General features: G+C 33.1%; 21 protein-coding genes. 5 read left to right on the top strand and 16 right to left on the bottom strand.

Features of this window, described 5'->3' with window-relative positions; genetic code table 11:
- The first annotated feature begins 17 nt into the window (after nt 1-17).
- Complete coding sequence (locus tag C8N41_RS06415) at nt 18-1403, top strand: sensor histidine kinase (protein ID WP_115838623.1); 1386 nt, start codon at nt 18-20, stop codon at nt 1401-1403.
- Between the two features lie 172 nt (nt 1404-1575).
- On the opposite strand, the gene C8N41_RS06420 is transcribed toward C8N41_RS06415, so the two are convergent.
- Complete coding sequence (locus tag C8N41_RS06420) at nt 1576-2259, bottom strand: hypothetical protein (protein ID WP_115838624.1); 684 nt, start codon at nt 2257-2259, stop codon at nt 1576-1578.
- A 41-nt stretch (nt 2260-2300) separates the two neighbouring features.
- On the opposite strand from C8N41_RS06420, the gene C8N41_RS06425 reads away from it, so the two are divergent.
- Nucleotides 2301-3101: a class I SAM-dependent methyltransferase gene (locus C8N41_RS06425; RefSeq protein WP_092444638.1), complete on the top strand. Its 801-nt coding sequence runs from the start codon at nt 2301-2303 to the stop codon at nt 3099-3101.
- 58 nt (nt 3102-3159) lie between these two features.
- Here C8N41_RS06425 and msrA read toward each other — a convergent pair whose 3' ends face one another.
- The 3 genes from msrA to C8N41_RS06440 form a co-directional block, all read right to left on the bottom strand.
- Nucleotides 3160-3822: a peptide-methionine (S)-S-oxide reductase MsrA gene (msrA, locus tag C8N41_RS06430; RefSeq protein ID WP_115838625.1), complete on the bottom strand. Its 663-nt coding sequence runs from the start codon at nt 3820-3822 to the stop codon at nt 3160-3162.
- 133 nt (nt 3823-3955) lie between these two features.
- Complete coding sequence (locus C8N41_RS06435; RefSeq protein WP_115838626.1) at nt 3956-4741, bottom strand: zinc ribbon domain-containing protein; 786 nt, start codon at nt 4739-4741, stop codon at nt 3956-3958.
- 2 nt (nt 4742-4743) lie between these two features.
- On the bottom strand, nt 4744-5838 hold the full coding sequence (locus C8N41_RS06440; protein WP_115838627.1) for a Nif3-like dinuclear metal center hexameric protein: 1095 nt from the start codon (nt 5836-5838) through the stop codon (nt 4744-4746).
- Between the two features lie 40 nt (nt 5839-5878).
- On the opposite strand from C8N41_RS06440, the gene lpxK reads away from it, so the two are divergent.
- Nucleotides 5879-6877 (top strand): tetraacyldisaccharide 4'-kinase, encoded by a 999-nt coding sequence (gene lpxK / locus C8N41_RS06445; protein ID WP_092444630.1) that lies wholly within the window; start codon nt 5879-5881, stop codon nt 6875-6877.
- Here lpxK and C8N41_RS06450 read toward each other — a convergent pair.
- From C8N41_RS06450 to C8N41_RS06475, 6 genes are all read right to left on the bottom strand, one after another.
- Nucleotides 6870-9110: an ATP-binding protein gene (locus tag C8N41_RS06450; RefSeq protein WP_115838628.1), complete on the bottom strand. Its 2241-nt coding sequence runs from the start codon at nt 9108-9110 to the stop codon at nt 6870-6872. The genes lpxK and C8N41_RS06450 overlap by 8 nt on opposite strands.
- Before the next feature lie 50 nt (nt 9111-9160).
- On the bottom strand, nt 9161-10156 hold the full coding sequence (gene gap, locus C8N41_RS06455) for a type I glyceraldehyde-3-phosphate dehydrogenase (RefSeq protein WP_115838629.1): 996 nt from the start codon (nt 10154-10156) through the stop codon (nt 9161-9163).
- On the bottom strand, nt 10156-11028 hold the full coding sequence (lipA, locus tag C8N41_RS06460; protein ID WP_115838630.1) for a lipoyl synthase: 873 nt from the start codon (nt 11026-11028) through the stop codon (nt 10156-10158). Before lipA ends, gap begins: the two co-directional genes overlap by 1 nt.
- A 164-nt stretch (nt 11029-11192) precedes the next feature.
- Nucleotides 11193-11738 carry an RNA polymerase sigma factor gene (locus C8N41_RS06465; protein ID WP_092444622.1) on the bottom strand — a complete coding sequence of 182 codons (546 nt, stop codon included), beginning with the start codon at nt 11736-11738 and terminating at the stop codon, nt 11193-11195.
- Entirely contained in the window at nt 11729-12841 is a 1113-nt protein-coding gene (locus tag C8N41_RS06470) for a glycosyltransferase (protein ID WP_115838631.1), read from the bottom strand. Before C8N41_RS06470 ends, C8N41_RS06465 begins: the two co-directional genes overlap by 10 nt.
- 6 nt (nt 12842-12847) lie before the next feature.
- Nucleotides 12848-13051: a membrane or secreted protein gene (locus tag C8N41_RS06475; protein WP_092444618.1), complete on the bottom strand. Its 204-nt coding sequence runs from the start codon at nt 13049-13051 to the stop codon at nt 12848-12850.
- 223 nt (nt 13052-13274) lie between these two features.
- Between C8N41_RS06475 and aqpZ the strand changes: the two genes are divergently transcribed.
- Nucleotides 13275-13961: an aquaporin Z gene (gene aqpZ / locus C8N41_RS06480; protein WP_115838632.1), complete on the top strand. Its 687-nt coding sequence runs from the start codon at nt 13275-13277 to the stop codon at nt 13959-13961.
- A 75-nt stretch (nt 13962-14036) separates the two neighbouring features.
- On the opposite strand, the gene C8N41_RS06485 is transcribed toward aqpZ, so the two are convergent.
- The 5 genes from C8N41_RS06485 to C8N41_RS06505 all read right to left on the bottom strand — a co-directional run bounded on the left by C8N41_RS06485 (nt 14037) and on the right by C8N41_RS06505 (nt 18322).
- A complete protein-coding gene (locus C8N41_RS06485; protein WP_115838633.1) occupies nt 14037-14828 on the bottom strand; it encodes an anti-sigma factor in 792 nt (263 codons plus the stop codon).
- Between the two features lie 11 nt (nt 14829-14839).
- A complete protein-coding gene (locus C8N41_RS06490; protein ID WP_092444612.1) occupies nt 14840-15373 on the bottom strand; it encodes an RNA polymerase sigma factor in 534 nt (177 codons plus the stop codon).
- Nucleotides 15374-15571: 198 nt separating this feature from the next.
- The gene (murB, locus tag C8N41_RS06495; protein ID WP_115838634.1) at nt 15572-16585 is read right to left on the bottom strand and encodes a UDP-N-acetylmuramate dehydrogenase; all 1014 of its coding nucleotides are present in this window, start codon (nt 16583-16585) and stop codon (nt 15572-15574) included.
- Nucleotides 16585-17775: a pyridoxal phosphate-dependent aminotransferase gene (locus tag C8N41_RS06500; RefSeq protein ID WP_115838635.1), complete on the bottom strand. Its 1191-nt coding sequence runs from the start codon at nt 17773-17775 to the stop codon at nt 16585-16587. The genes murB and C8N41_RS06500 overlap by 1 nt, the downstream gene beginning before the upstream one ends.
- Before the next feature lie 121 nt (nt 17776-17896).
- On the bottom strand, nt 17897-18322 hold the full coding sequence (locus C8N41_RS06505; protein WP_092444606.1) for a DUF1573 domain-containing protein: 426 nt from the start codon (nt 18320-18322) through the stop codon (nt 17897-17899).
- 181 nt (nt 18323-18503) lie between these two features.
- Between C8N41_RS06505 and C8N41_RS06510 the strand changes: the two genes are divergently transcribed.
- A complete protein-coding gene (locus C8N41_RS06510) occupies nt 18504-21134 on the top strand; it encodes a valine--tRNA ligase (protein WP_092444604.1) in 2631 nt (876 codons plus the stop codon).
- A gap of 131 nt (nt 21135-21265) precedes the next feature.
- On the opposite strand, the gene rodA is transcribed toward C8N41_RS06510, so the two are convergent.
- Nucleotides 21266-22546, bottom strand: a complete 1281-nt coding sequence (rodA, locus tag C8N41_RS06515) for a rod shape-determining protein RodA (protein ID WP_115838636.1) — start codon at nt 22544-22546, stop codon at nt 21266-21268.
- Nucleotides 22547-22550 lie beyond the last annotated feature (4 nt).

Below are 22550 nucleotides of genomic sequence, written 5' to 3' on the forward strand. Positions count from 1 at the left end.
AATTATCAATAATTATTTTGAATATTCTAAAAAAACTTTGGTCGGCCTATCGTCAATGGTATGTTGAGTATATCGGTTTTTCAAATCAAAATGAAAGAGAAGATTTATCTTATTTTAGAGATAAGTTATTTATTTCTATTTTAATATTAACCCTTGCCTTAAGTTTATTCTCTTACATTCCTAGTGTTGGCACTGCAATAGTTCTTGATAAATGGTTTGTGGTTGTTTTAGACACTGTAGCTGTATTGGTGATGTTATTTCTGTTTTTTAATAAGCAGATGGGTTTAATGACAAAGAAAATTATATTTTCTGTCAATTTGTTTCTGTTGTCTTTCGCTTTAATTATTGAACTTGGTCTTAGTGGAAATGGGACCATTCTTCTGTTTATGCTAAGTGTGTTAATAACCCTTTTTGGTAGTAAAAGAGCTGGGGTTCTTTCGGTTTTAGTTACGGCAGTGTTTTACTTTATAATCTTAGTTATTTATTATACTAAGTGGATAGAATTCAACTTTTTTTTAGAATCACCTATAGAGGTTTTGTTTATTGTATTTGTGAATAATATCGTTTTTAGTTTGCTTACTGTACTTTCTGTGTCGTTTTTAATAGGTCGTATACACAATGCACTTTTAAAAGAAAATGAATTACAAGAAGAGCTTATTGAGAAGCATAAGAAGGTGATTATAGCAAAAGAGCGCGCTGAGCAATCCGATCAGTTAAAATCTGCATTCTTAACGAATATGAGTCATGAGATAAGAACACCGATGTATGGGATTTTAGGGTGTGCAGAACTTCTAAAATCGTACCATCAAGAGGATGAAGAATACCAGGAATACGTTAAAGTAATAGAAGGAAGTGGTAATGAATTACTAGAAGTAATTACAGATATCTTAGATATATCGAAGATCGAAACAGGTCTTATGACTGTTAGAAAATCGAACTTTAATGTTCTTAATATTATAGATGCAGTTTACAACTTGTTTTTACCAGAAGCAGAATTAAAGCATGTAGAGTTTACCATCAATAATTTTATATCAGAGCAAGACGTTCAAATATATACAGACAGTGATAAGTTGACTGCCATATTAAAACATTTAATAGAAAACGCAGTAATGTATACTTCAAAAGGAGATGCTATTTTGTTGAGTTGTAGTATCGATAAGGCGGCTTCTCAATTAAAGTTTTCAATAAAAGATACAGGAGTTGGAATTCCTGCAGATAAAATTGACACTATTTTTAATCCATTTTATCAAGTTGATGTTGGTAATAAAAAAGCACTACATGGATCTGGCATTGGTTTGTCCATATCTAAAGCATATATTGAGATGTTAGGAGGTGAGTTGGTATTAGAAAGTGAACTAGAAAAAGGTACAAACTTTCATTTTTACATCGCGTTAGATTCATAAAAAGAACAACTGTTCAATTAAATACGTGATACAAAAAAAGCACTTTAACAAAATTGTTGAAGTGCTTTGTATATATAGACGCCATAAGGCGGAAAATGTAAGCTATGCGTTTTTAAGTGACACCTAAGAACACGAATCTTACATTATAGATTGCAAAAGTAGTGCCATAATACTACTTATCCAAAGTAATACGCACATCTGTAAAATTGAGATTCCAGTTGCCATCTGCTTTTTTATGGTCTGTGGCAATCTTAATACCGTTGTAATCTTTGTGATTTTCAAAAGTTGTGGTTAAAGACGGTTCTTTAGAATTTCCTTTTCTAAAAACCCACTCTTTAATTATAAAATCATTGTCGTAATAAATATCATAAGCATCACCTGGTGTATAGCCACCTTCGTTAGGGTACGCTATGGTTAACATATTTAACTGTGTTTTGCTAATTGGTGCATTAATGATTACAGGTTCTGAAATTGTTGCAGAGTTGTCCCATGCCAATTGAAATGGCACTAATAACCAATATTTGTCGTTAATGAATGCTTGGTCCGCTTTAACGTGTGTGCTATCCATTTGGTTTCTGATGTATTCAACAGTTGTTTCATCAGTTTTCATTTTTATTTTATCTTCTTTAGGAAACCAAGTCCAAGACCTTCCTTTACCTTTAATGGTATCTCTATCAACTTGAAATGTAAATTTTACTTCAGATACATTTTTCCAGTTTTTAAAACCATGAGCATTGGCTATTTTTTCTGTAATTGATAATTCTTTTACCGTTTCAGAAATTGGTGTTTTAGATGTATCCGATTTACAAGAAACCATCAGTAATAGACAAATCAAACTTATATATAATGTCTTCATATTAAAAAGTTGTTTTAAATTACAGACAAAATTAACCAACCATGAAAGACAACACTAATTATTTTGACGTTAATAAAGCGACATGGAACAAAAAGGTAGCTATACATGCCCAAAGTGACATGTATAATTTAGAAGCTTTTAAAAACGGGAAATCTTCCTTAATGCCATATGAATTAAAGGCTCTTGGTAAGGTTGAAGGAAAGTCCTTATTGCATTTACAATGTCATTTTGGACAAGACACGCTGAGTTGGAGTAGGATGGGAGCGAAGTGTGTTGGTGTAGATTTAAGTGATGAAGGTGTAAACTTAGCAAAACAGTTAAATGAAGAATTACAGTTAGATGCTGAGTTTGTCTGTTGTAATGTTTTAGACACATCTAAACATATTTCGGATACATTTGATATTGTGTTTACAAGTTACGGAACTATTGGTTGGTTGCCTGATTTAAAACCTTGGGCAAAAATGATTTCTGAAAGATTGAAAGTAGGTGGTACATTTTACATCGTAGAGTTTCATCCTATTGCTTGGATGTTTGATTATGTAGATGGTGAATCCAAAATGAAGTATCACTATAGTCAAGATGAAGTGATATATGAAGAATATAAAGGGACTTATGCCAATCAAGATTCAGAAATGGTGAGTAAAGAATATGGTTGGAATCACGGTTTAGGCGAAGTCGTTAATTCACTTATTGAAGCCGGATTACAAATTGAATATCTCAATGAATATGATGAAAGTCCGTACGATGTGTTTTCAAATTTAATTAAAACGGAATCTGGAATGTATAAAATGGAAAATCAATTATATCCTATGATTTTTGAAATTAAGGCTACTAAAATATAAATTGAGACCTATCAAGTTTTTTAAAACCTGATAGGTTTGAGGTGAGAAAATTAATTTCCTAGTGCTCTTCATTTTTTTTTAGCAACCCAGGAAACTTAGCCTTAAATTTGTTTAATCGAGGTATAGACACATTTCTAATATAACTTTGATTTGGGTGCAAACGTTCGTAGTTTTGATGGTAGTCTTCAGCAATCCAAAATTTCTGAAATGGATAAACTTCTGCTGCAATCGTTGCATTTAATGCTTGGGCTAATGCCGCTTTTTTATCCTCAATAATCTTTTTTTGCTCATCGTTTTGATAAAAAATAATGGAACGATACTGTGAGCCATGATCAGGACCTTGACCATTAACTTGTGTGGGGTTTTGAGAACCAAAGTACACATCTACTAATTCCGAAAAGCTAATGATTTTAGGATTGTAAATAACCTCTACAGCTTCAGCATGACCTGTTTTACCAGTATTGCTTGCTTCATAGGTAGGTTTTTCTGTAAATCCACCAGAATATCCAGAGATAACCTCTTCGACCCCTTTTACACTTTCATATACGGCCTCAACACACCAAAAACAACCGCTTGCAAAATACGCTTTGGCCTTGCCGTCTTTAAAGGGAACAACTACGGGTTCTGCATCTATAATCGCTTGTTGCTTAGGGTTAACTTGTGCCTGATTATGACAACTAAATACTAGTGAGATCGTTAAAATACTAAATAACTTTTTCATGCTTTAATTTTTCTTTTAGTTGTAGTCGTAGAAAGTTATAAAACCTTAATTGTAATTTTTATAAAATTTTATTAATATTAATAAAAAAAGCCCTTGCAAATGCAAAGGCTTAATTATATAATATTTAAAATGTTTACTTGCTAAGCTTAGCAAATAATTTATTCATTTTTACTTTTTCTTCTTCGGCTAAACCAGCATCAACAAGAATACGACCACTATGTTCATCTGTAATTACTTTTTTACGAGAAGCAATTTCTACTTGAATTTGTGGAGGAATAGTAAAGAAAGAACCACCAGAAGCACCGCGTTCAATCGCTACAACAGCTAAACCATTTTTAACGTTGTTTCTAATTCTTTGGTAAGCTTTTACTAAACGCTCGTCAATTTTCTTTTGAAAATCTAAAGACTTTTCTTTTAAAGCTTCTTCTTCTTTTTCAGTTTCTTTTAAAATCTCATTAAGCTCACCTTTTTTGTGCTTTAAGTGTGCAGTACGGTCTTTTAAACGCTCTTTAGTTTCAGAAATAACTTCTTTTTTCTGCTCAATCTGAACTTTGAATTCTTTAATGTGCTTTTCAGCTAATTGAATTTCTAATTCTTGAAATTCTATTTCTTTAGTCAATGAGTTGTATTCTCTGTTATTTCTAACATTCTTTTGTTGCTCACTGTATTTTTTAATTAAAGTTTTAGCTTCTTCGATGAGGTTTTTCTTCCCTTTAATCTCTTCATCAATAATAGTTAGGCTATCATTTAGCTTTTCCATTCTTAAGTTAAGCCCTTCAACTTCGTCTTCTAAATCTCTAACTTCTAAAGGAAGTTCTCCTCTGACATTTCTTATTTCGTCTACTCTAGAGTCAATTAGTTGTAAATCATATAGTGCTCTCAAACGCTCTTCAACAGAAACTTCAGCTTTTTTTGCCATAATTATAAATACTTTATCGGATTTGTATTTGTCTTTGATAAAATGATTGCAAAATTAGTGATTTTTTTTGATAGATAGTCTACTAAAAACGATTTTGTGAACTGTTCGCTCTCATAATGTCCAATATCTGCCAACACTATGCTGTTTTCTGCACTAAAAAAATCGTGATATTTCAGATCTGAAGTAACCAATATATCAGCCTTTGCGGCCTTAGCAGCAGAAATTGCAAAGCTACCAGAGCCGCCTAATACAGCGATGCGTTTAATAGAGGTATTTAATGGCTTTGAATGTCGTATACATTCCGTATTCATTCTATCTTTAATGAATTTTAAACAATCTTCGGTGGTCATCGCCTCATTGAGCTCTCCAATCATACCAATTCCAATATGTTGGTTGGTATTATCTAATGTTGAAATTTCGTAAGCAATCTCTTCATAGGGATGCGCATCAAAAAGCGTTTTTAATACGTTTGATTCTAAATGTTTTTTGAATGTTACAGAAATTGCAATTTCCTTTTCTATATGTAATTTTCCTTTTTCACCTAAAACAGGATTAGAATTTTCGTTGCCTAAATAAGTCCCTTCTCCTTCAACATTAAAGCTGCACGATTCGTAGTTGCCAATATCTCCTGCGCCAGCATTAAACAATGATTTCCTTAACGCTTCTGCATTTGCTTTTGGAACGTAGGTTTGTAACTTTTTAATCGTTCCAGATTGAGGTATGAGAATTTTTTTATTTGTCAATCCTAATTGGTCGCATATAATTGAATTAACACCTTGTAAAGCATTGTCTAAAGCGGTATGAATAGAAAATATAGCAATATTATGTTGAATCGCTTTTATTACCACGCGTTCTACATATGTTTTACCGGTTAATTTTTTTAACCCAGAAAATATAATAGGATGGAAACTTACAATGAGGTTACAGTTATTTTCTATAGCTTCATCTACAACCGCTTCAAGGGTATCTAATGTTACAAGAATACCAGACACGGTTTCATTTTTATCGCCAACTAAAAGTCCTACGTTGTCAAAATCTTCGGCATAAGCTAAAGGAGCTAAGTTGTGCAAGTGATTAATTACGTCTTGTATAATCATAAGTGTATATTTGTTTCAAAAATAATATAATTTAGTCATCGTGAAATTTATCCGCATCATATTGTTTCCTATCGTACCAATTTATTTTGTAATTACTTGGTTACGTAATTGGTTATATAATGTAGGTATAAAGCAGTCCAAGTCTTATGATTTTCCTGTGATTTGTGTGGGAAATCTCAGTACAGGTGGAACAGGAAAAACACCAATGATAGAATATTTAATTCGATTGTTGCAAGATGAAAAATCGCTCGCCACATTAAGTCGTGGTTACAAAAGAAAAACGAAAGGATTTATCTTGGCAGACAACACTGCAAATGCCGATACCATTGGTGATGAACCATTTCAGTTTTATAGAAAATTTAAAAACCTTACTGTGGCAGTTGATGCAGATCGGCAACATGGTATTGAAAAACTTAAGGCATTGTTACGGCAACCCAAAGTGATACTGCTAGATGATGCTTATCAACATAGAAAGGTGAGGGCAGGTTTTAATATCCTATTAACCGCCTATAATAATCTTTATTATAAAGATATTGTTTTGCCAACAGGGAATCTGCGAGAGCCGCGTTCTGGTGCCAATAGAGCTAATGTAATTGTTGTTACCAAGTGTCGCAAAGATATGTCGGAAAGTGAAAAACTAAGTATTGCTACTAAATTACGCATAGATAGTAATCAACAGCTCTTCTTTAGTTATGTCGATTATGCAACGAAAGTGGAGTCAGTATCTAAATCATTAGATTTAATAACATTACCTAAGTTTACTTTGGTTACAGGTATAGCCAATGCAAAACCATTGGTGGATTTCTTAGCGAGTAAGGGGTTAAAATTTGATCATTTAGAGTATGGTGATCACTATAATTTTAGGGCTTCTGATATTGAGACTTTAGCTTCAAAATCATTAATTCTTACAACTGAAAAGGATTATGTAAGACTGAAGGATTATAATAGTTTAGAAGGAAAGTTGTTTTATATACCTATTGAAGTTAAGTTAGATAAGGAGGAAGAATTTAATGCTATGGTTAAGGGATTTGTTAATTAAAAAAGCTAGATACTATTTTTTCTCCAGATAGTGCCGCATGTAGTTTGTCTTCAAAATCATCTTGTTTAAATGGCTTAGAAATAATATCATCAAAACCGGCTTCACCAAACTCGTGCATTTTATCTTCTAATGTTACTGCTGTGAGGGCAAAAATGGTTAATTCCTTATCGAAAGTTCTAATGATTTTAGTGGCTTCTAAACCGCTAATACCAGGCATATGGATATCCATTAAAACAACATCATATGTGGTTTCTTTTACTTGCTCAACTGCAGCTTCACCATTATCAACCACATCACAATAAAGATTCATTTTGTTAAGAATCTTTTTCGTAATCATTTGGTTGATTTTATTATCTTCTACAATCAGAATTTTAACGTTACTTAAATCCAATCCTTCCATTTTATTTTCTTTTTTAACTTCAACTACTTCGGTTTTTTCAACAACATCATCAAACTCTAATGGGATTTCGAAAAAGAATGTGGTGCCTTTACCAAGCTCACTCTTTAAATGAATAGTTCCTTTAAGAATTTGAATTAGTCCTTTTACAATAGATAATCCTAAACCAGTACCTCCGTATTTTCTGTTGATTTGTACAGAGCCTTGAGAGAAACTCTCAAACATGTGGTCTTGTTTTTCTTTTGTAATACCAATGCCATTATCTTCAATTTCGAAGCGAAGTGTGTACACATTGTCTTTGAGGTCAACTTTGCGTGTTCTCACCCAGATGTCTCCACCTTTTGTGAATTTAATAGCATTACCAAGTAGGTTAATTAGGATTTGGGAAATCTTTAATTGGTCACCAACAAATGTTTCTGGTAACCCTTTTTCATATTCAAAATGAATTTGAGTCTCTTGGTCTTTTGCAGAATTGCTTAATGCCGAGATTACATTTTCTAATTTGGTTTTAAGGTTAAATCGCTCAGGATCTATTTCAACTTTATTGGCTTCTATTTTATTAATTTGAAGAATATCGTTAATAAACGTTAATAGATAGTCGCCTGAAAATTTTAATGATTTTAAATGCGGTATTTGATGTTCTTTTGGATCTTCGTCTAACAACATATTCGTTAATCCGGTTACGGCATATAATGGTGTACGCAGCTCGTGCGTAACTGTAGATAAGAAATTAGCTTTGGTTTTAGAGGCTAATTCAGCTTTTTCTTTAGCCACAATAAGTTCATCATTTTTTTTATGAAGCATTGTGTTGGTGTTCAGTCTTATGTTATTGTTTTTGTACAATGACAAGGTTAGTAACGATAAGATTGTAATTAAAGCGATACTTAAGATTGTTGTGATTCTAGTAAAAGCATGTTCTGCACTAACTTCATCTATTTGTGCTTTTAATTGTGCGTTTTCAGCGTCTTTATAATTATTAATGGATGCGTTAGATACACCTGAGGCGATGTTTTCTCGGGTAACATTTAATATTGAATCTGATAAGTGAATATGTCTTTTAATGTAATTATGAGCACTTTTATAATTGCCATTTTGCTCGTGTATATCACTAAGAATAACATAAGCTTCATCAATGTTTTCTATAATCTTTTCAGCTTGTGCAATTGCTAAGCCTTCTTCTGTTTGGGCCAAAGCCATCTTCGGATTATTTAAAGCACTATAAACTTTGCCACTCTGAATTAAGGCGCTACTTAAACGACGCTTCTGATCGTATTTTTTAGCTATAATCGTTGTTTTTTCGAGTTTCGTTTTCGCTTCTTCGTATTTTTCTTGAGCGATATAGGCTTTGGCTTCATTAAGGGTTACATCAGAAATATATTCTTCTAAATCTTCTTGTTCAAAGAGATTTTTAGCAGATTCGTAATAGACTAAAGCTTTGTCGTATTTGCGTTGCGTACTAAAAATTACACCTTTTATGTTGTAGGTGATTGCAAGGTTGCTGTAATCATCATTTTCACGTTGTAGTTGAATGGCTTTACTGAGCGAAACGGTAGCTTGGTCTTCCTCACCAACTAAAAATTGTACTTTGGCAATTTTTGTATGAATCGTACCTTGACTCGTTTTGTCGTCAATCTTTTCAGCGATTAAAAGCGCTTTATCTAGATTGTCTTTGGCGTTATAATAGTTACCACGATCATTATCTAACTTGGCTTGGTTTAAGTGTTCCGCAAGCCTTAAAGTAAGCATATCCTCATCTTCTACGCTTTCTTGTTGTGCGAAAATAAGACCACAAAAACATGCTAAAATAACAAATATGTAGTATTTGATCTGGGACATTCAGCTCATTTTAATTTAAACAAATATAATTATTTATTCGACAAAAGTGGTTATTTGTCCGATAAATTGCAAATTAAATCTAAAATTCTTGAACTATATCCAGTCTCATTATCATACCAGCCTACTATTTTTACCATGTTCCCTATCACAGAGGTCATTTGTGCGTCAAAAATACAGGAGTGTGGATTACCGACAATATCAATAGATACTATAGGATCTTCTGTATATTCAAGAATTCCTTTTAATGCATTTTTTGAAGCATTTTCAAATATGGTATTGACCTTTTCTATAGTTGTAGGTTGTTCAACATTGATAGTAATATCAGTTAAAGACCCATTAGCCACAGGTACCCTAATACCGCAACCACCAATGACATCTGATAAATCAGGGAAAATTTTTGTCAATGCTTTGGCCGCGCCAGTTGTTGTTGGCACAATGGATTGTCCGGCTGCTCTAGCTCTCCTTAAATCTTTATGAGGCTGATCGTGCAAACTTTGGTCCGTTGTGTAAGAATGAATCGTTGTAATATAAGCCTGTTTAATACCTAAATGCGCTTTTATTAAAGCAATCATTGGTGCCGCATTATTGGTAGTACAGGATGCATTAGAAAGGATTGCTTCCGTGCCATCGATGCTGTGATCGTTGACTCCTAAAACAATGGTTTTTATATCGTCTTCCAAAGCTGGAACGGATAGAATAACGCGCTTCGCGCCATTTAAAATATGGTGCTGAAGGTCGGTTTTAGTCTTAAATTTTCCTGTAGACTCTACAGTAAAGTCGGGCTGTACTTTTTGCCAATTAATATGTTTAGGATGCGTTTCTCTATATAAAGGTATAGCCACATCATTAACAATTATATGATTATCATCGTGTGAAACCGTGTCTGTTAAAACACCATGAATACTATCATATTTTAATAAGTGACTTAATGTTTTTGCATCTGCTAAGTCGTTAATTGCCACCACACGGATTTGCGGATGTGCTAAAGCAAGTCTAAATACACGACGGCCAATTCTGCCAAAACCGTTAATGGCTATTGTGATCATTAATTAATATGTTTTTGTGCTTTGTACGACGATCTTACTAAGGCACTACTTTCAACATGTCTAAAACCTAAATCTAATCCAATGGCTTTATATTCGTCAAATTGGTCTGGGTTTATAAATTGTTTTACCGGTAAGTGTTTTTTACTTGGCTGTAAATATTGACCAATGGTTACAACATCTACATCATTAGCTCTTAAATCGTGAAGGGTTTGTATCACTTCTTCGCGTTCTTCACCTAAACCTAACATAATACCAGATTTAGTTCTTCGCTGGCCTTGGGCTTTTAAGTATTTTAAAACACCCATACTTCTATCGTATTGCGCTTGTATACGCACATCGCGCGTTAAACGTCTTACAGTTTCGATGTTATGAGAAACGACTTCAGGAGCGACATCAATAATTCTATCAATATGTTTTTCTATACCTTGAAAATCAGGAATTAGTGTTTCAAGTGTGGTTTCAGGATTCATGCGTCTTACAGCTTTTACCGTTTCAGCCCACATAATACTTCCCATGTCTTTAAGGTCATCACGATCTACACTGGTTAAAACGGCATGCTTAATCTGCATTAGTTTTATTGATCGTGCTACCTTTTCGGGTTCATCCCAATCTACAGTTTCTGGTCGTCCTGTTTTAACTCCACAAAAGCCACAAGAACGCGTGCAGACATTCCCTAAAATCATAAAAGTAGCTGTACCTTCTCCCCAACATTCACCCATATTAGGGCAGCTACCAGAGGTACAAATGGTATTTAGTTTATACTTGTCTACTAAGGTTCTTAGTTCAGTATATTTTTTGCCTGTAGGTAATTTTACTCTTAACCATTTTGGTTTACGTTCTGGTAAAATATTTGAAGCAACTTTTGTTTCCATGCAATTTTCAATTTCTAAGGACAAAGATACAAACTAAATAATTAAAATAGTTGACTGCAGCAAGTGGCACTTAGTGAGAAATATCTATTTGGAAATGTTGTTTTTAGTGATAAAAATGGATTGCTGTGAGGTGAAATAGTAAGCTGGCAAGGTTTGGTATAGTTCTAGCGTTTAACAATAATTTCTGCTAATAGTTTTTTGGCGCGCAGAAGTTTAACCTTTACATTGTTGATTGGTTCTTTTAGCTCTTCTGAAATTTCCTTATAGCTTAATTCTTGAAAATACCTCAAATTAATAACTTCTTGATAGTGCAATTTTAGTTTTTTTATATCGCGTAAGAGATGAGCAAGGTTTTGTTCCGTAATAATTTTGTCTTCAGGTGAAGGTGAGTTATCTACAATATCAAAATATTGATCTTCGTTGTCTTTAGAAGTATTATTAATTGTTTTTTTCTGTTTCCGGACTAAATCGATATGAATATTTTTCGAGATAGTAATCAACCACGTTTTAAATTTATAGGCTTCATTATAAGTGCTAATCTTATCAAAAGCTTTAGAGAAAGTTTGTATGGTAATGTCTTCAGCATCATTTTCATTTTTTGTGCGTTTAAGCTGAAAAGCATATACGTCATTCCAGAACGTATCCAATAAAAATTTAAATGCTATTTGGTTATTATTTTTGGCTTTGTCTATGGCTTCTTTTACTTCCAATGTTTTGGCTTAGATATCAAATTAGCTATAAAGATACTTAATTGTGTAGTAATGAGAAATAATTCTAAAACTGGCATTAAAATAATGAGGTCTGTTTCTTCAAATTTTTTAGCTGTAAAACCAAATGATAACCATTGAATGATAAAGCGCAATCCAATTAAAGATACAATCCATGGCCAAGCAAATCCGATGAGTAATAAATAGCTTCCAAGTACCCAAAACAATAATGTTGAAAGATAAAATAGACTCAATAAAAATTTATGTTTTAATTTATAGAGACTAGCAGTGCTAATGTGCCTTCTTTTTTGGTGAATCCAATCTTTAAAACGTGTTTTCGGTTCAGAAATAGTGAAACTTTCTTTAGTGAAACAAACAGAGGTGTTAGAGGCGTTAGCTACTTCATTTATAAATAAATCGTCATCTCCAGATTTAATAGACATGTGGTTGTTAAATCCACGGTTATTAAAAAACAAAGCTTTTCTGTAAGCCATATTACGACCTACACCCATATAAGGTTCACCCATTTTTGCATACGAAAAATACTGTAAAGCGGTCATTACAGTTTCAAACCTGATAAGTTTGTTTAATACTGAAAATTTCTTTTTAGCATAGGCTCCATAACCTAGAACAATGGATTTATCGTTAGAAAAATGACTGCTTATTTGCGCAAGCCATTGTTCAGAGTTTGGTGTGCAATCGGCATCAGTGAATACTAAAAAATCATGTTTAGAAGCTTTTATGCCTAAGGTAAGTGCATATTTTTTATTTCCCCAAAAAGCTTCATTTGTTTTAACATCAACTAGTTTTATGTTGTCGTATTGCGCGTCAAAACGTTTCATGACTTCTAAGGTGTCGTCATACGAACTATCATTCACTAAGACAATTTCAAAATTTGAATAGTTTTGATTTAGTATTAGAGGAATGTTTTTTTTTAGATTTTCTGATTCATTTTTAGCACAGATAATTAGAGATATTGGGATGTGCTTTTTTAGTCGTGTTTCTGCACGTTTTAAACTAAAAAAGAATAGAAAACTAAGGTAATAAGCGATTTGAATACTAACTACTGCAACAAATGCATAACATAGCATTGAGGGAATGGTCATTAATATTTAAGAATGTTGAGGTTCGCTACAGTCTTTGTATTGGTCTGGGGTTTTTCCACAAAAGCCGCAAGCTTCTCCTTCTTTATTAAGCATAGGGTTTTGGCTGGCACAAGTGCCTGCAAATTTGCCATCTTTTTTTGCCCATATTTTTATAGCGATACCTGCCACTCCGATAGCTAATAATCCTAATGTAAGTAATAATAATTTCATCGGTTTATCTTTCTTTTTGTATTAATTGCCTTATAGCACCTTCTTAAACTTAATGATATTGGTTTAGCATTAAATTTTAAAGTGTTTCTCTTAAAGGCTTACTGAAATGCAAAGATAATGCTTTTACATTTATTTTCTTATTCATTTTTGTGTGACTTAACTTGTTGATGCTGTGTCTTATTACTAAATATAGATTTTTTACTAACTAATTAATTAAACAATTATGAAAAAATTATTCGCGGAGTTCTTAGGAACGTTTTGGCTTGTGTTTGGAGGTTGTGGTAGTGCGATTTTTGCGGCTGCATTTCCCGAATTAGGAATTGGGTTTATGGGAGTAGCGCTAGCATTTGGACTTACAGTATTAACTATGGCTTATGCTGTTGGACATATTTCTGGTGGTCATTTTAATCCGGCTGTATCTATTGGTCTTTGGGTAGGAGGAAAATTTGAGGCAAAAGATTTATTAGGATATATTTTGGCTCAAGTGATAGGAGCTATAGCTGCAGCAAGTGCATTGTACCTTATTGTATCTGGTAAAGCCGAATTTAGTGGAGTAGATGGTTTCGCAGCTAATGGTTATGGAGAGTTATCGCCAGGTGGTTTCAGTATGCTGTCTGCTCTAGTAATTGAAGTAATTTTAACTGCTTTTTTCTTAATAGTGATTTTAGGCAGTACTAATTATAGAGTTCCTAAAGGATTTGCACCTATTGCAATTGGTTTGGCTTTAACTCTTATTCACTTAATTAGTATTCCGGTGACCAATACTTCTGTAAATCCGGCAAGATCTTTAAGTCAAGCTATTTTTGCTGATGGTGCTTATTTATCTCAAGTTTGGATGTTTTGGGTGGCTCCGATAGTAGGTGCGGTTATTGGTGGAATTATTCATAAGTCCTTTTTCGAAAAAGAATAATATTCAAAACTGTATATCCAAAAAAAAGAGGTGCAATGTAAATAGCACCTCTTTTTTTGGCTTTGATTTTATTTTTTAATTTTCTTTTAAAGAAATTTCTGCAACTTCAGTATCATTTTCGTTGGCATTATCTCCTTTAGTACCAATTTTAATACTCAAAGCTAAAGCATCTTCCATGTATGGGATTTGTTTCAACTTACGATCAGATTCATCTAAAATACCTAAGTTAACCATTCTGTCTTGCAACTCGGCCCAAATTTGGTATTGTTGTTCTTTTGGTAATTGAGGAAGTGTAATCACATCTATCATAGATGTTTTTTCAACAGGATTTATGTAGGCTACAGTTTTTAAATTCTTAGCACGTCCATTACCATTAAATACATATTTTTTAGAATCAGGATTGTTGAGCTTTAACAATTCCCTAGATAGTTCTTCTAATTTAGAGTTGTTATTTTCTATATCGCTTCGCAAGTCAAAAATTTCTTCAACAACAATATTGTTTTCATTATTTAAGGCCATATTCTTTTGGTAAAGCATTATTGAAGTTGCTGCAAATAATATTGCTGCTGCACTTGCTGCAATACTGTACCAAGGAGTTCTTTTTCGTGGTGCTAATGGAATGACTTTGGTATCATTAGTCTGTTCTAAAGATTTTAAAACATTACCTAAAATATATTGCGGCGCTTCAACGGCACCTGCCTTTGCTACAATTTCTAAATTATCTTGAAGCTTTTTGTACGCTTGTGCTACTTCAGGATAAGTAGAAATAAAGTGTTCTACGTCTTTAGATGCTTCTAAAGAAAGGTCTCCAACCAAATACTTGTTAAGCAAGTCGGAATTTAAAAAGTTCTGTAAATTTTTTTCCATGATCAAATAATTTATGGATTGTAAACCTTTTTCAGTTCTCGTAATCCTATTTTTAATCTAGACTTAATTGTGCCAAGCGGAATATCTAATTCGTCGCTTGCCTCTTGTTGCGTCATGCCCTGAAAAAATAAGGCGTCTAACACAATTTGATATTTTTCTTCTAGTTTACCAACATGCTTTTTAATGTCCATGACATCTTGATTAAAATTTGTTGTTGGTAAGATATATACGTTAGATGTTTCAATTTGGACTTCTTTATGATAACGATTATTAAAACTTCGTAGTTTATCTATAGCGGTATTTCGGGCGATACGAAATAACCAAGTAAAGAGTTTAGCCTTAGAGGCATCATATTTTGATGCGTTTTTCCATACTTTAATAAAGGTTTCTTGTAAGGCATCTTGAGCAACTTCTTCATTTACCGTGATTTTTAAAATAACACCGTAAAGGCTGTTAGAATAATTTTCATAAAGCAAATTCAAAGCTCGTTTATCTCCTTGCTGAAGATAATCTATGATCTTTTGTTCTGTAGGTGATATACTCAAAGTGTTAAAATCTTATTGTTTAGATAGTTAAAACGTCTAAATTTAATTTCTGAACGTAAATATACTTAAATACACCTTAAAGGTGATAAATATAAAGTTTTAGAATGATTTTGTCTTCATAAGAGGTTGATTAATAGCGTTTTCAAATTGAAATTATTCTAGATTCAAAAGTCACAATTCTAAATTGTGACTTTTGTTTTATATAATATTCACTTCCGTTTCAATACTGATATTAAAGAGTCGTCTTACCGTTTTTTGGATTAATTGCGCCAATTCAAAAATATCTTTACCATTAGCGTTGCCATAATTAACTAAGACTAAGGCTTGTTTTTGGTGTACTCCGTAATCTTTAAAACGTTTACCTTTAAATCCGGCTTTTTCTATGAGCCATCCTGCAGGTATTTTTATAGCGTTATCAGATACTTTATAGGAAGGCACATCAGGAAACTGATTTTGTAATTCCATAAATGCTTCAGCTGTTATTATTGGATTCTTAAAAAAACTACCACTATTACCAATTTCTTTAGGATCTGGTAATTTACTTTGCCTAATGGCAATTACAGCTTTTGATATATCTTGAATGGTTGGGTTTACAATGCCCGCACATTCTAATTCGTGTCTAATAACACCATAATCCGTGTGTAGGTTATGATTGGTTTTTGTTAATTGAAGATTAACGCTAGTAATTATGTATTGTCCTTTTAAAGCTTGTTTAAAAATAGACTCTCTATAGCCAAAGTTACAATCAGATTTTGTAAATGTCTTTACGGATAGATTGTCTATTTTTATGGCTTCACAACTTACAAATACATCTTTTAGCTCAACTCCATAAGCACCAATATTCTGTATTGGAGCCGTACCAATATTTCCGGGTATTAAAGATAAATTTTCAATGCCTCCGTAATTTTGCGCTAAGCACCAAAGTACAAAGTTGTGCCAGTTTTCACCAGCCATGGCTTTGATAACTACCGTGTCTGCAGTTTCACTAACAATCTCAATGCCTTTTAAGTTAATATGAAGCACCAAAGCCTTAATATCTTTAGTTAACAACATATTGCTTCCTCCACCAAGAACAAATAAAGGAGTGCCGTGATGCGCTTTTAAAATGGTTTCTAGAGCAACAATAGTACTCACATCACAAAAAGATTGCGCTTTAGCATCGATACCAAAGGTGTTAAAAGGTTTTAAGGAAGCGTTGTTAATTATTGTCATTAGTCTTTATATACCTTTAATCCTTCTTCTAAAATTTTAACTGCAGTTCGTAAGCTATCTTCATTTAAAACATAGGCAATACGGATTTGGTTTAAACCTACTCCTGGTGTAGAATAGAAACCTGCTGCAGGTGCTACCATTACCGTGTTGTTATTATAATCAAAAGATTCTAACAACCATTTTGCAAAATGATCTGAGTTTTTTACTGGTAATTCTGCAATACAATAAAAAGCACCATTTGGGTTTGCAACTTTAACGCCATCGATTTTTTCTAATGCTTCAATCAAAGTATTTCTACGTTTTACGTACTCTTCTTTAACATCATCAAAATAACTTTGCGGTGTATCTAAGGCTGCTTCGCTTGCAATTTGTGCAAGGGTCGGTGGACTTAATCTGGCTTGAGCAAATTTTAAGGCCGTCTTTATAAAGTCTTTATTTTTAGAAACTAAATACCCAATACGAGCTCCACACATACTGTAGCGTTTAGATACAGAATCTATTACAATAGCGTGTTGTTCTAAACCAGGTTCTTGTAAGATAGAATAGTGCGATACATCATCGTACACAAACTCTCTATAGACCTCGTCTGCGATTAAAAATAAATCGTGTTTTTTTACGATGTCTGCAAGTTGTTTTATTTCTTCTTTCGAATATAAATATCCAGTTGGGTTACCAGGATTACAAATTAAAATAGCCTTGGTCTTTGGAGTAATTAATTTTTCAAATTCTTCAATCGGAGGAAGAGCGAAATTATCTTCAATTTTAGAAATTACTGGTACAACATTGACGCCAGAAGCTGTTGAAAATCCATTATAATTGGCATAAAACGGCTCTGGAATAATAATTTCATCACCTTGGTCCATAATACTACCAAAGGCAAATAGAAGAGCTTCACTGCCTCCTGTTGTTACAATAATGTCATTATGAGACACTGCTATTGAGTTACGCTCGTAGTACTCAGCAATTTTTATTCTATAACTCTCTGCTCCTTCAGATCGACTATAAGCTAAGGTTTCAATGGTGCTATTTTTTATGGCATCTAAGGCTACTTGAGGAGTTTTTATATCTGGTTGACCTATATTAAGATAGAAGATGTTTTTACCTTTTTTTTGTGCTGCTTCAGCATAGGGTACCAATTTTCTAATTGGCGATTCTGGCATCTGGTTGCCTTTGTTTGATATTAATGGCATTTAATAATGGTTTTAAAGTGCTAAGTTCTGAAAAATCTTAATGTTAATCGGAAAAAATACATAAAAAAATGAGCCCTCAATTTGAGCGCTCATTTTAAAATTTTTAAAAGGTTAAGTTTTACTATTGTTCTAGCATACTTTTACTTTTCTTTTCTAAGACACTAGTCTTATTTGGATCAATTACTAAACCTTTTATTTTTAATGCTACTGTTGGTGTGTCAGCATTAGAAAATACAGTAATTGTTTTTCTAATTGGGTTGACTCTTTTAGTATCGTATTTTACTTCTATTTCACCAGATTCACCAGGCATAATTGGTCCTTTTGGTTTTTTAGGAACGGTACAACCACAAGTAGATTTTACATTAGAAATTACTAAAGGAGCATCTCCTGTATTGGTAAATTCAAAGACTCTTACTCCATTAGCACCTTTTTCAATGGTACCGTAATCTATTACATCGGTCTTAAATTCAATTTTTGCTACTTTTTCTTGAGCAAATGAACCTAGACTTATTAATCCTACAAATAATACTGTTATTAAATTTTTCATCACTATAATTTTGATTAGTCAAACTTAGTTACTTTTTCATTCCTAGCAAAATTTATTAGACGTATAACACTTCATTTAACAGAAAATTTGACTTTTAAACTTATATTCTTACGCTAATAATTTTTCAAAAAAGGAATTATAAGTACTTTTGACAGTTCTATTACAAAAACAATACCAAAACATGCAAATTCCATCTAAATATAACCCCTCAACAGTAGAAAATAAGTGGTACGACTACTGGATGAAGCACAATTACTTTCATTCTAAACCAGACGAGAGAGAACCCTATACTATCGTTATTCCTCCGCCTAACGTTACAGGAATTTTGCATATGGGACACATGTTGAATAATACTATTCAAGATGTATTAATTCGTAGAGCACGTTTATTGGGTAAAAACGCATGTTGGGTGCCTGGTACCGATCATGCCTCAATTGCCACTGAAGCTAAAGTCGTGGCTAAACTAAAAGAGCAAGGGATCGATAAAAACGATTTGTCTCGCGACGAATTTTTAGCTCATGCATGGGAATGGACTGAAGAGTATGGAGGTGTTATTTTAGAACAACTTAAAAAGTTAGGCTGTTCTTGCGATTGGGATCGTACTAAATTTACTATGGATGACGATATGTCAGAAGCTGTAATTAAAGTGTTTGTAGATCTTTATAATAAAGGACTTATTTACAGAGGTTATCGTATGGTGAATTGGGATCCAGAAGCCCAAACAACTTTATCTGATGAAGAGGTTATTCACGTTGAAAAACAAGGGGCGCTCTATTATTTAGAATACAAAGTAGAGGGGAGTGATGAAAAATTAACCATCGCCACCACAAGACCAGAAACCATTTTTGGAGATACTGCAATATGTATTAACCCTAAGGATGAACGTTTTTTACATCTCAAAGGAAAAAAAGCGATTGTACCTATTTGTGGACGCGTAATACCTATTATTGAAGATGAATATGTGGATGTGGAATTTGGTACAGGATGTTTAAAAGTTACACCTGCACACGATGAAAATGATAAAATTTTAGGTGATAAGCATCAACTGGAAGTAGTTGATATTTTTAATGCAGACGCAAGTTTAAATAGTTTCGGAATGCATTATGAAGGTCAGGATCGTTTTGTAGTTAGAAAAGCCATTACTAAAGAACTTGAAGAATTAGGAGTTTTAGTAAAAACTGAAACTCATATTAATAAAGTTGGAACGTCTGAACGTACTAAAGCTGTTATAGAACCAAGATTAAGTGATCAGTGGTTTTTAAAAATGGAGGAACTGGCGCAACCAGCTATTGATGCCGTTTTAAAAACTGGAGATGTAAAATTATTTCCAAAGAAATTTGAAAATACATATCGTCACTGGATGGAGAATATTCGCGATTGGAATATTTCTCGTCAATTACTTTGGGGACAGCAAATCCCTGCATTTTATTATGGAGACGGAAAAGAAGATTTTGTGGTTGCAGAGACCAGAGAAGTTGCTGTAAAACTTGCCCAAGAAAAAACGAATAATTTTGCATTATCAGCAGAAGATTTAAGACAGGAAACCGATGCTTTAGACACTTGGTTTAGTTCTTGGTTATGGCCAATGAGTGTGTTTGATGGTATTCGTAATCCTGAAAACGAAGAGATAAAATATTATTATCCTACAAACGATTTAGTCACTGGACCAGATATTTTATTCTTTTGGGTAGCACGTATGATAATTGCTGGTTACGAATACAAAGATGAAAAGCCATTTGAGAATGTTTACCTTACTGGTTTGGTAAGAGATAAACAAAGACGAAAAATGTCTAAGTCGCTAGGTAATTCTCCAGATGCTTTAAAATTAATTGAGGAATACACTGCAGATGGTGTTAGAGTAGGGTTATTGTTAAGTTCCGCTGCAGGAAATGATTTAATGTTTGATGAAGCACTTTGCCAACAAGGAAAAGGGTTTGGTAACAAAATATGGAATGCCTTTCAATTAACTAATTTATGGGAAGTAGCAGATATAGAGCAGCCAAATTCTAGCAAAATCGCCTTAGAGTGGTACGAGGCTAAATTTCAATCTGTACTTGTAGAGATCGAAGATCATTTTAGCAAATATAGATTAAGTGATGCTTTAATGGCAATTTATAAGTTGATTTATGATGATTTCTGCGGTTGGATGTTAGAGATGGTAAAACCAGCTTATCAACAGCCCATTGACAAAACGACCTATGAGAAAGTTATGTCTATTTTTGAAGATAATTTAAAAATTGTACATCCTTTTATGCCATTTTTAACTGAAGATATATGGCATTATATTAAGGAGCGTTCACCAGAAGAAGCCTTGATTATTGCTAAGTGGCCGGAGTCAAAACCAATTAATCAAGATTTGATTTCTGAGTTTGAATTTGCATCCGAAGTAATTTCTGGAATAAGAAATATTAGAAAACAAAAAAATATTGCTTTCAAAGACGCAATTGGATTTTCTGTAGTGAATAATGAAAATGTAAATTCTACATTTGATGAAGTGATTTCAAAACTAGGAAACCTTGAAAGTTTTGAATATGTTACCGAAGCAGTAGAAGGTGCGTTAACATATAGAGTAAAGTCTAATGAGTACTTTATTCCTATGGAAGGAAGTATTGATGTTGAGGCTGAAATTAAAAAGTTAACTGAAGAATTAAATTATACCGAAGGATTCTTAAAATCAGTGCAGAAGAAATTATCTAATGAGCGTTTTGTAGCAGGTGCACCAGAACAAGTGGTGGCAGCAGAGAAAAAGAAAGAAGCTGATGCTTTAGCTAAGATTGAAACTATAAACGCTAGTTTGGCAAGTTTGAAGTAATAAATATAACCTGCAAGGTTTCTAAAGCCTTGTAGGTTTATTTTAAGATGAATTAACATCTTCATTAAGTAGAATAAAACTAATCGAGGATCTTCTTTAATCTAAAAGCAAAGGGGTAGAAATGTCTTTTTCTACCATTCATTAATCTTGTTGCTATCTAATTTTACAAAAATAAACAGTAAAATAGTAAAACCCCAAAGTCCGGAGCCACCATAACTAAAAAAAGGTAGTGGTATGCCAACCGTTGGAATTAAACCCATTACCATACCAATATTAATGGTAAAATGGACAAATAGAATTGAAGCTACTCCATATCCATAAACTCTACTAAATTGTGATTTTTGACTTTCAGCTAAGTACAAAATTCTTACAATGAGTACTACAAATATGATGACTACAAAGCTTGTCCCTATAAAGCCCCATTCTTCTCCTACGGTACTAAAAATATAATCGGTTTCTTGTTCGGGTACAAATTTTCCTGTAGTTCTTGTGCCTTGTAAAAAACCTTTCCCAGTAATACGGCCAGAACTAATAGCTTGTTCAGATTGAATAAGGTTGTAGGCTTCTTCTTTTTTCATGCGCTCCAGTTTTGCCGGATCTTTTTCTAATCGTAACCAAAGGCTAATTCTGTTTTGCTGGTGTGTTTTTAAGCCGTGCTCATAAAATAATTTTATACCATAAGAAAACGCTATTGCTACAATGAGTGCAGCAACATATTGTAATATTGAACCTCTTTTTTTCTTTCTAAAAAAATACACAAATGTTAGAACCGTGACCACCACAAGTACTGTGATTAAAACGCCAAATTTTAGCCCTAGTACAGCTAAGATTATTAATGACAAAGCAATAACTAAATACACTTGTTGTAAACCTTCGCGATAAAAAACAAAGAAAAAGGCTAGGTAAACAATAGTACTTCCGGCATCGTTTTGTAGTAAAATTAATAACGCTGGAATAAAAATAATTGCTGCAACTCTAACTTGATCTTTTAAAGTTGTCATATTGGTTTGAAGATCGCTTATGTATTTTGCAACCGCTAAAGCTGTAGCAAATTTGGCAAACTCACTGGGTTGAATTGTCATACTACCAATGCCATACCAAGAGCGAGCACCATTAACGTCCTTTCCGAAGATAAATAAGCCAATTAGTGATAAAATGGCCACTAAGTATATAATGCTGGCAAAGCGTTCATAGAACTTAGCTTCAAACGAAAGAATGAAAATAATAAGAACAAAAGTTAAGCCTAAAAACACAAGTTGCTTACCGTAAAGTTCTGAAGTGTCAAAATAGTTGGTTACCTCACCAACATGCGATGCTGATAAAATATTAAGATAGCCAAAACCTACCAATAATAGAAATAGAACTATAGTAACCCAATCGAATTTAAAACCTCTATGATTTTCTCTTATCATGCTT

It is taken from the genome of Winogradskyella sediminis, assembly GCF_003387355.1.
In the GTDB taxonomy this organism is placed as follows: domain Bacteria; phylum Bacteroidota; class Bacteroidia; order Flavobacteriales; family Flavobacteriaceae; genus Winogradskyella; species Winogradskyella sediminis.

Excerpts from the sequence above, each read along its gene's own strand:
- C8N41_RS06420 (WP_115838624.1), bottom strand. The coding sequence starts at position 2,259 with ATGAAGACATTATATATAAGTTTGATTTGTCTATTACTGATGGTTTCT.
- C8N41_RS06425 (WP_092444638.1), top strand. The coding sequence starts at position 2,301 with ATGAAAGACAACACTAATTATTTTGACGTTAATAAAGCGACATGGAAC.
- msrA (WP_115838625.1), bottom strand. The coding sequence starts at position 3,822 with ATGAAAAAGTTATTTAGTATTTTAACGATCTCACTAGTATTTAGTTGT.
- C8N41_RS06435 (WP_115838626.1), bottom strand. The coding sequence starts at position 4,741 with ATGGCAAAAAAAGCTGAAGTTTCTGTTGAAGAGCGTTTGAGAGCACTA.
- C8N41_RS06440 (WP_115838627.1), bottom strand. The coding sequence starts at position 5,838 with ATGATTATACAAGACGTAATTAATCACTTGCACAACTTAGCTCCTTTA.
- C8N41_RS06450 (WP_115838628.1), bottom strand. The coding sequence starts at position 9,110 with ATGTCCCAGATCAAATACTACATATTTGTTATTTTAGCATGTTTTTGT.
- gap (WP_115838629.1), bottom strand. The coding sequence starts at position 10,156 with ATGATCACAATAGCCATTAACGGTTTTGGCAGAATTGGCCGTCGTGTA.
- lipA (WP_115838630.1), bottom strand. The coding sequence starts at position 11,028 with ATGGAAACAAAAGTTGCTTCAAATATTTTACCAGAACGTAAACCAAAA.
- C8N41_RS06470 (WP_115838631.1), bottom strand. The coding sequence starts at position 12,841 with ATGACCATTCCCTCAATGCTATGTTATGCATTTGTTGCAGTAGTTAGT.
- C8N41_RS06475 (WP_092444618.1), bottom strand. The coding sequence starts at position 13,051 with ATGAAATTATTATTACTTACATTAGGATTATTAGCTATCGGAGTGGCA.
- aqpZ (WP_115838632.1), top strand. The coding sequence starts at position 13,275 with ATGAAAAAATTATTCGCGGAGTTCTTAGGAACGTTTTGGCTTGTGTTT.
- C8N41_RS06485 (WP_115838633.1), bottom strand. The coding sequence starts at position 14,828 with ATGGAAAAAAATTTACAGAACTTTTTAAATTCCGACTTGCTTAACAAG.
- murB (WP_115838634.1), bottom strand. The coding sequence starts at position 16,585 with ATGACAATAATTAACAACGCTTCCTTAAAACCTTTTAACACCTTTGGT.
- C8N41_RS06500 (WP_115838635.1), bottom strand. The coding sequence starts at position 17,775 with ATGCCATTAATATCAAACAAAGGCAACCAGATGCCAGAATCGCCAATT.
- C8N41_RS06505 (WP_092444606.1), bottom strand. The coding sequence starts at position 18,322 with ATGAAAAATTTAATAACAGTATTATTTGTAGGATTAATAAGTCTAGGT.
- C8N41_RS06510 (WP_092444604.1), top strand. The coding sequence starts at position 18,504 with ATGCAAATTCCATCTAAATATAACCCCTCAACAGTAGAAAATAAGTGG.
- rodA (WP_115838636.1), bottom strand. The coding sequence starts at position 22,546 with ATGATAAGAGAAAATCATAGAGGTTTTAAATTCGATTGGGTTACTATA.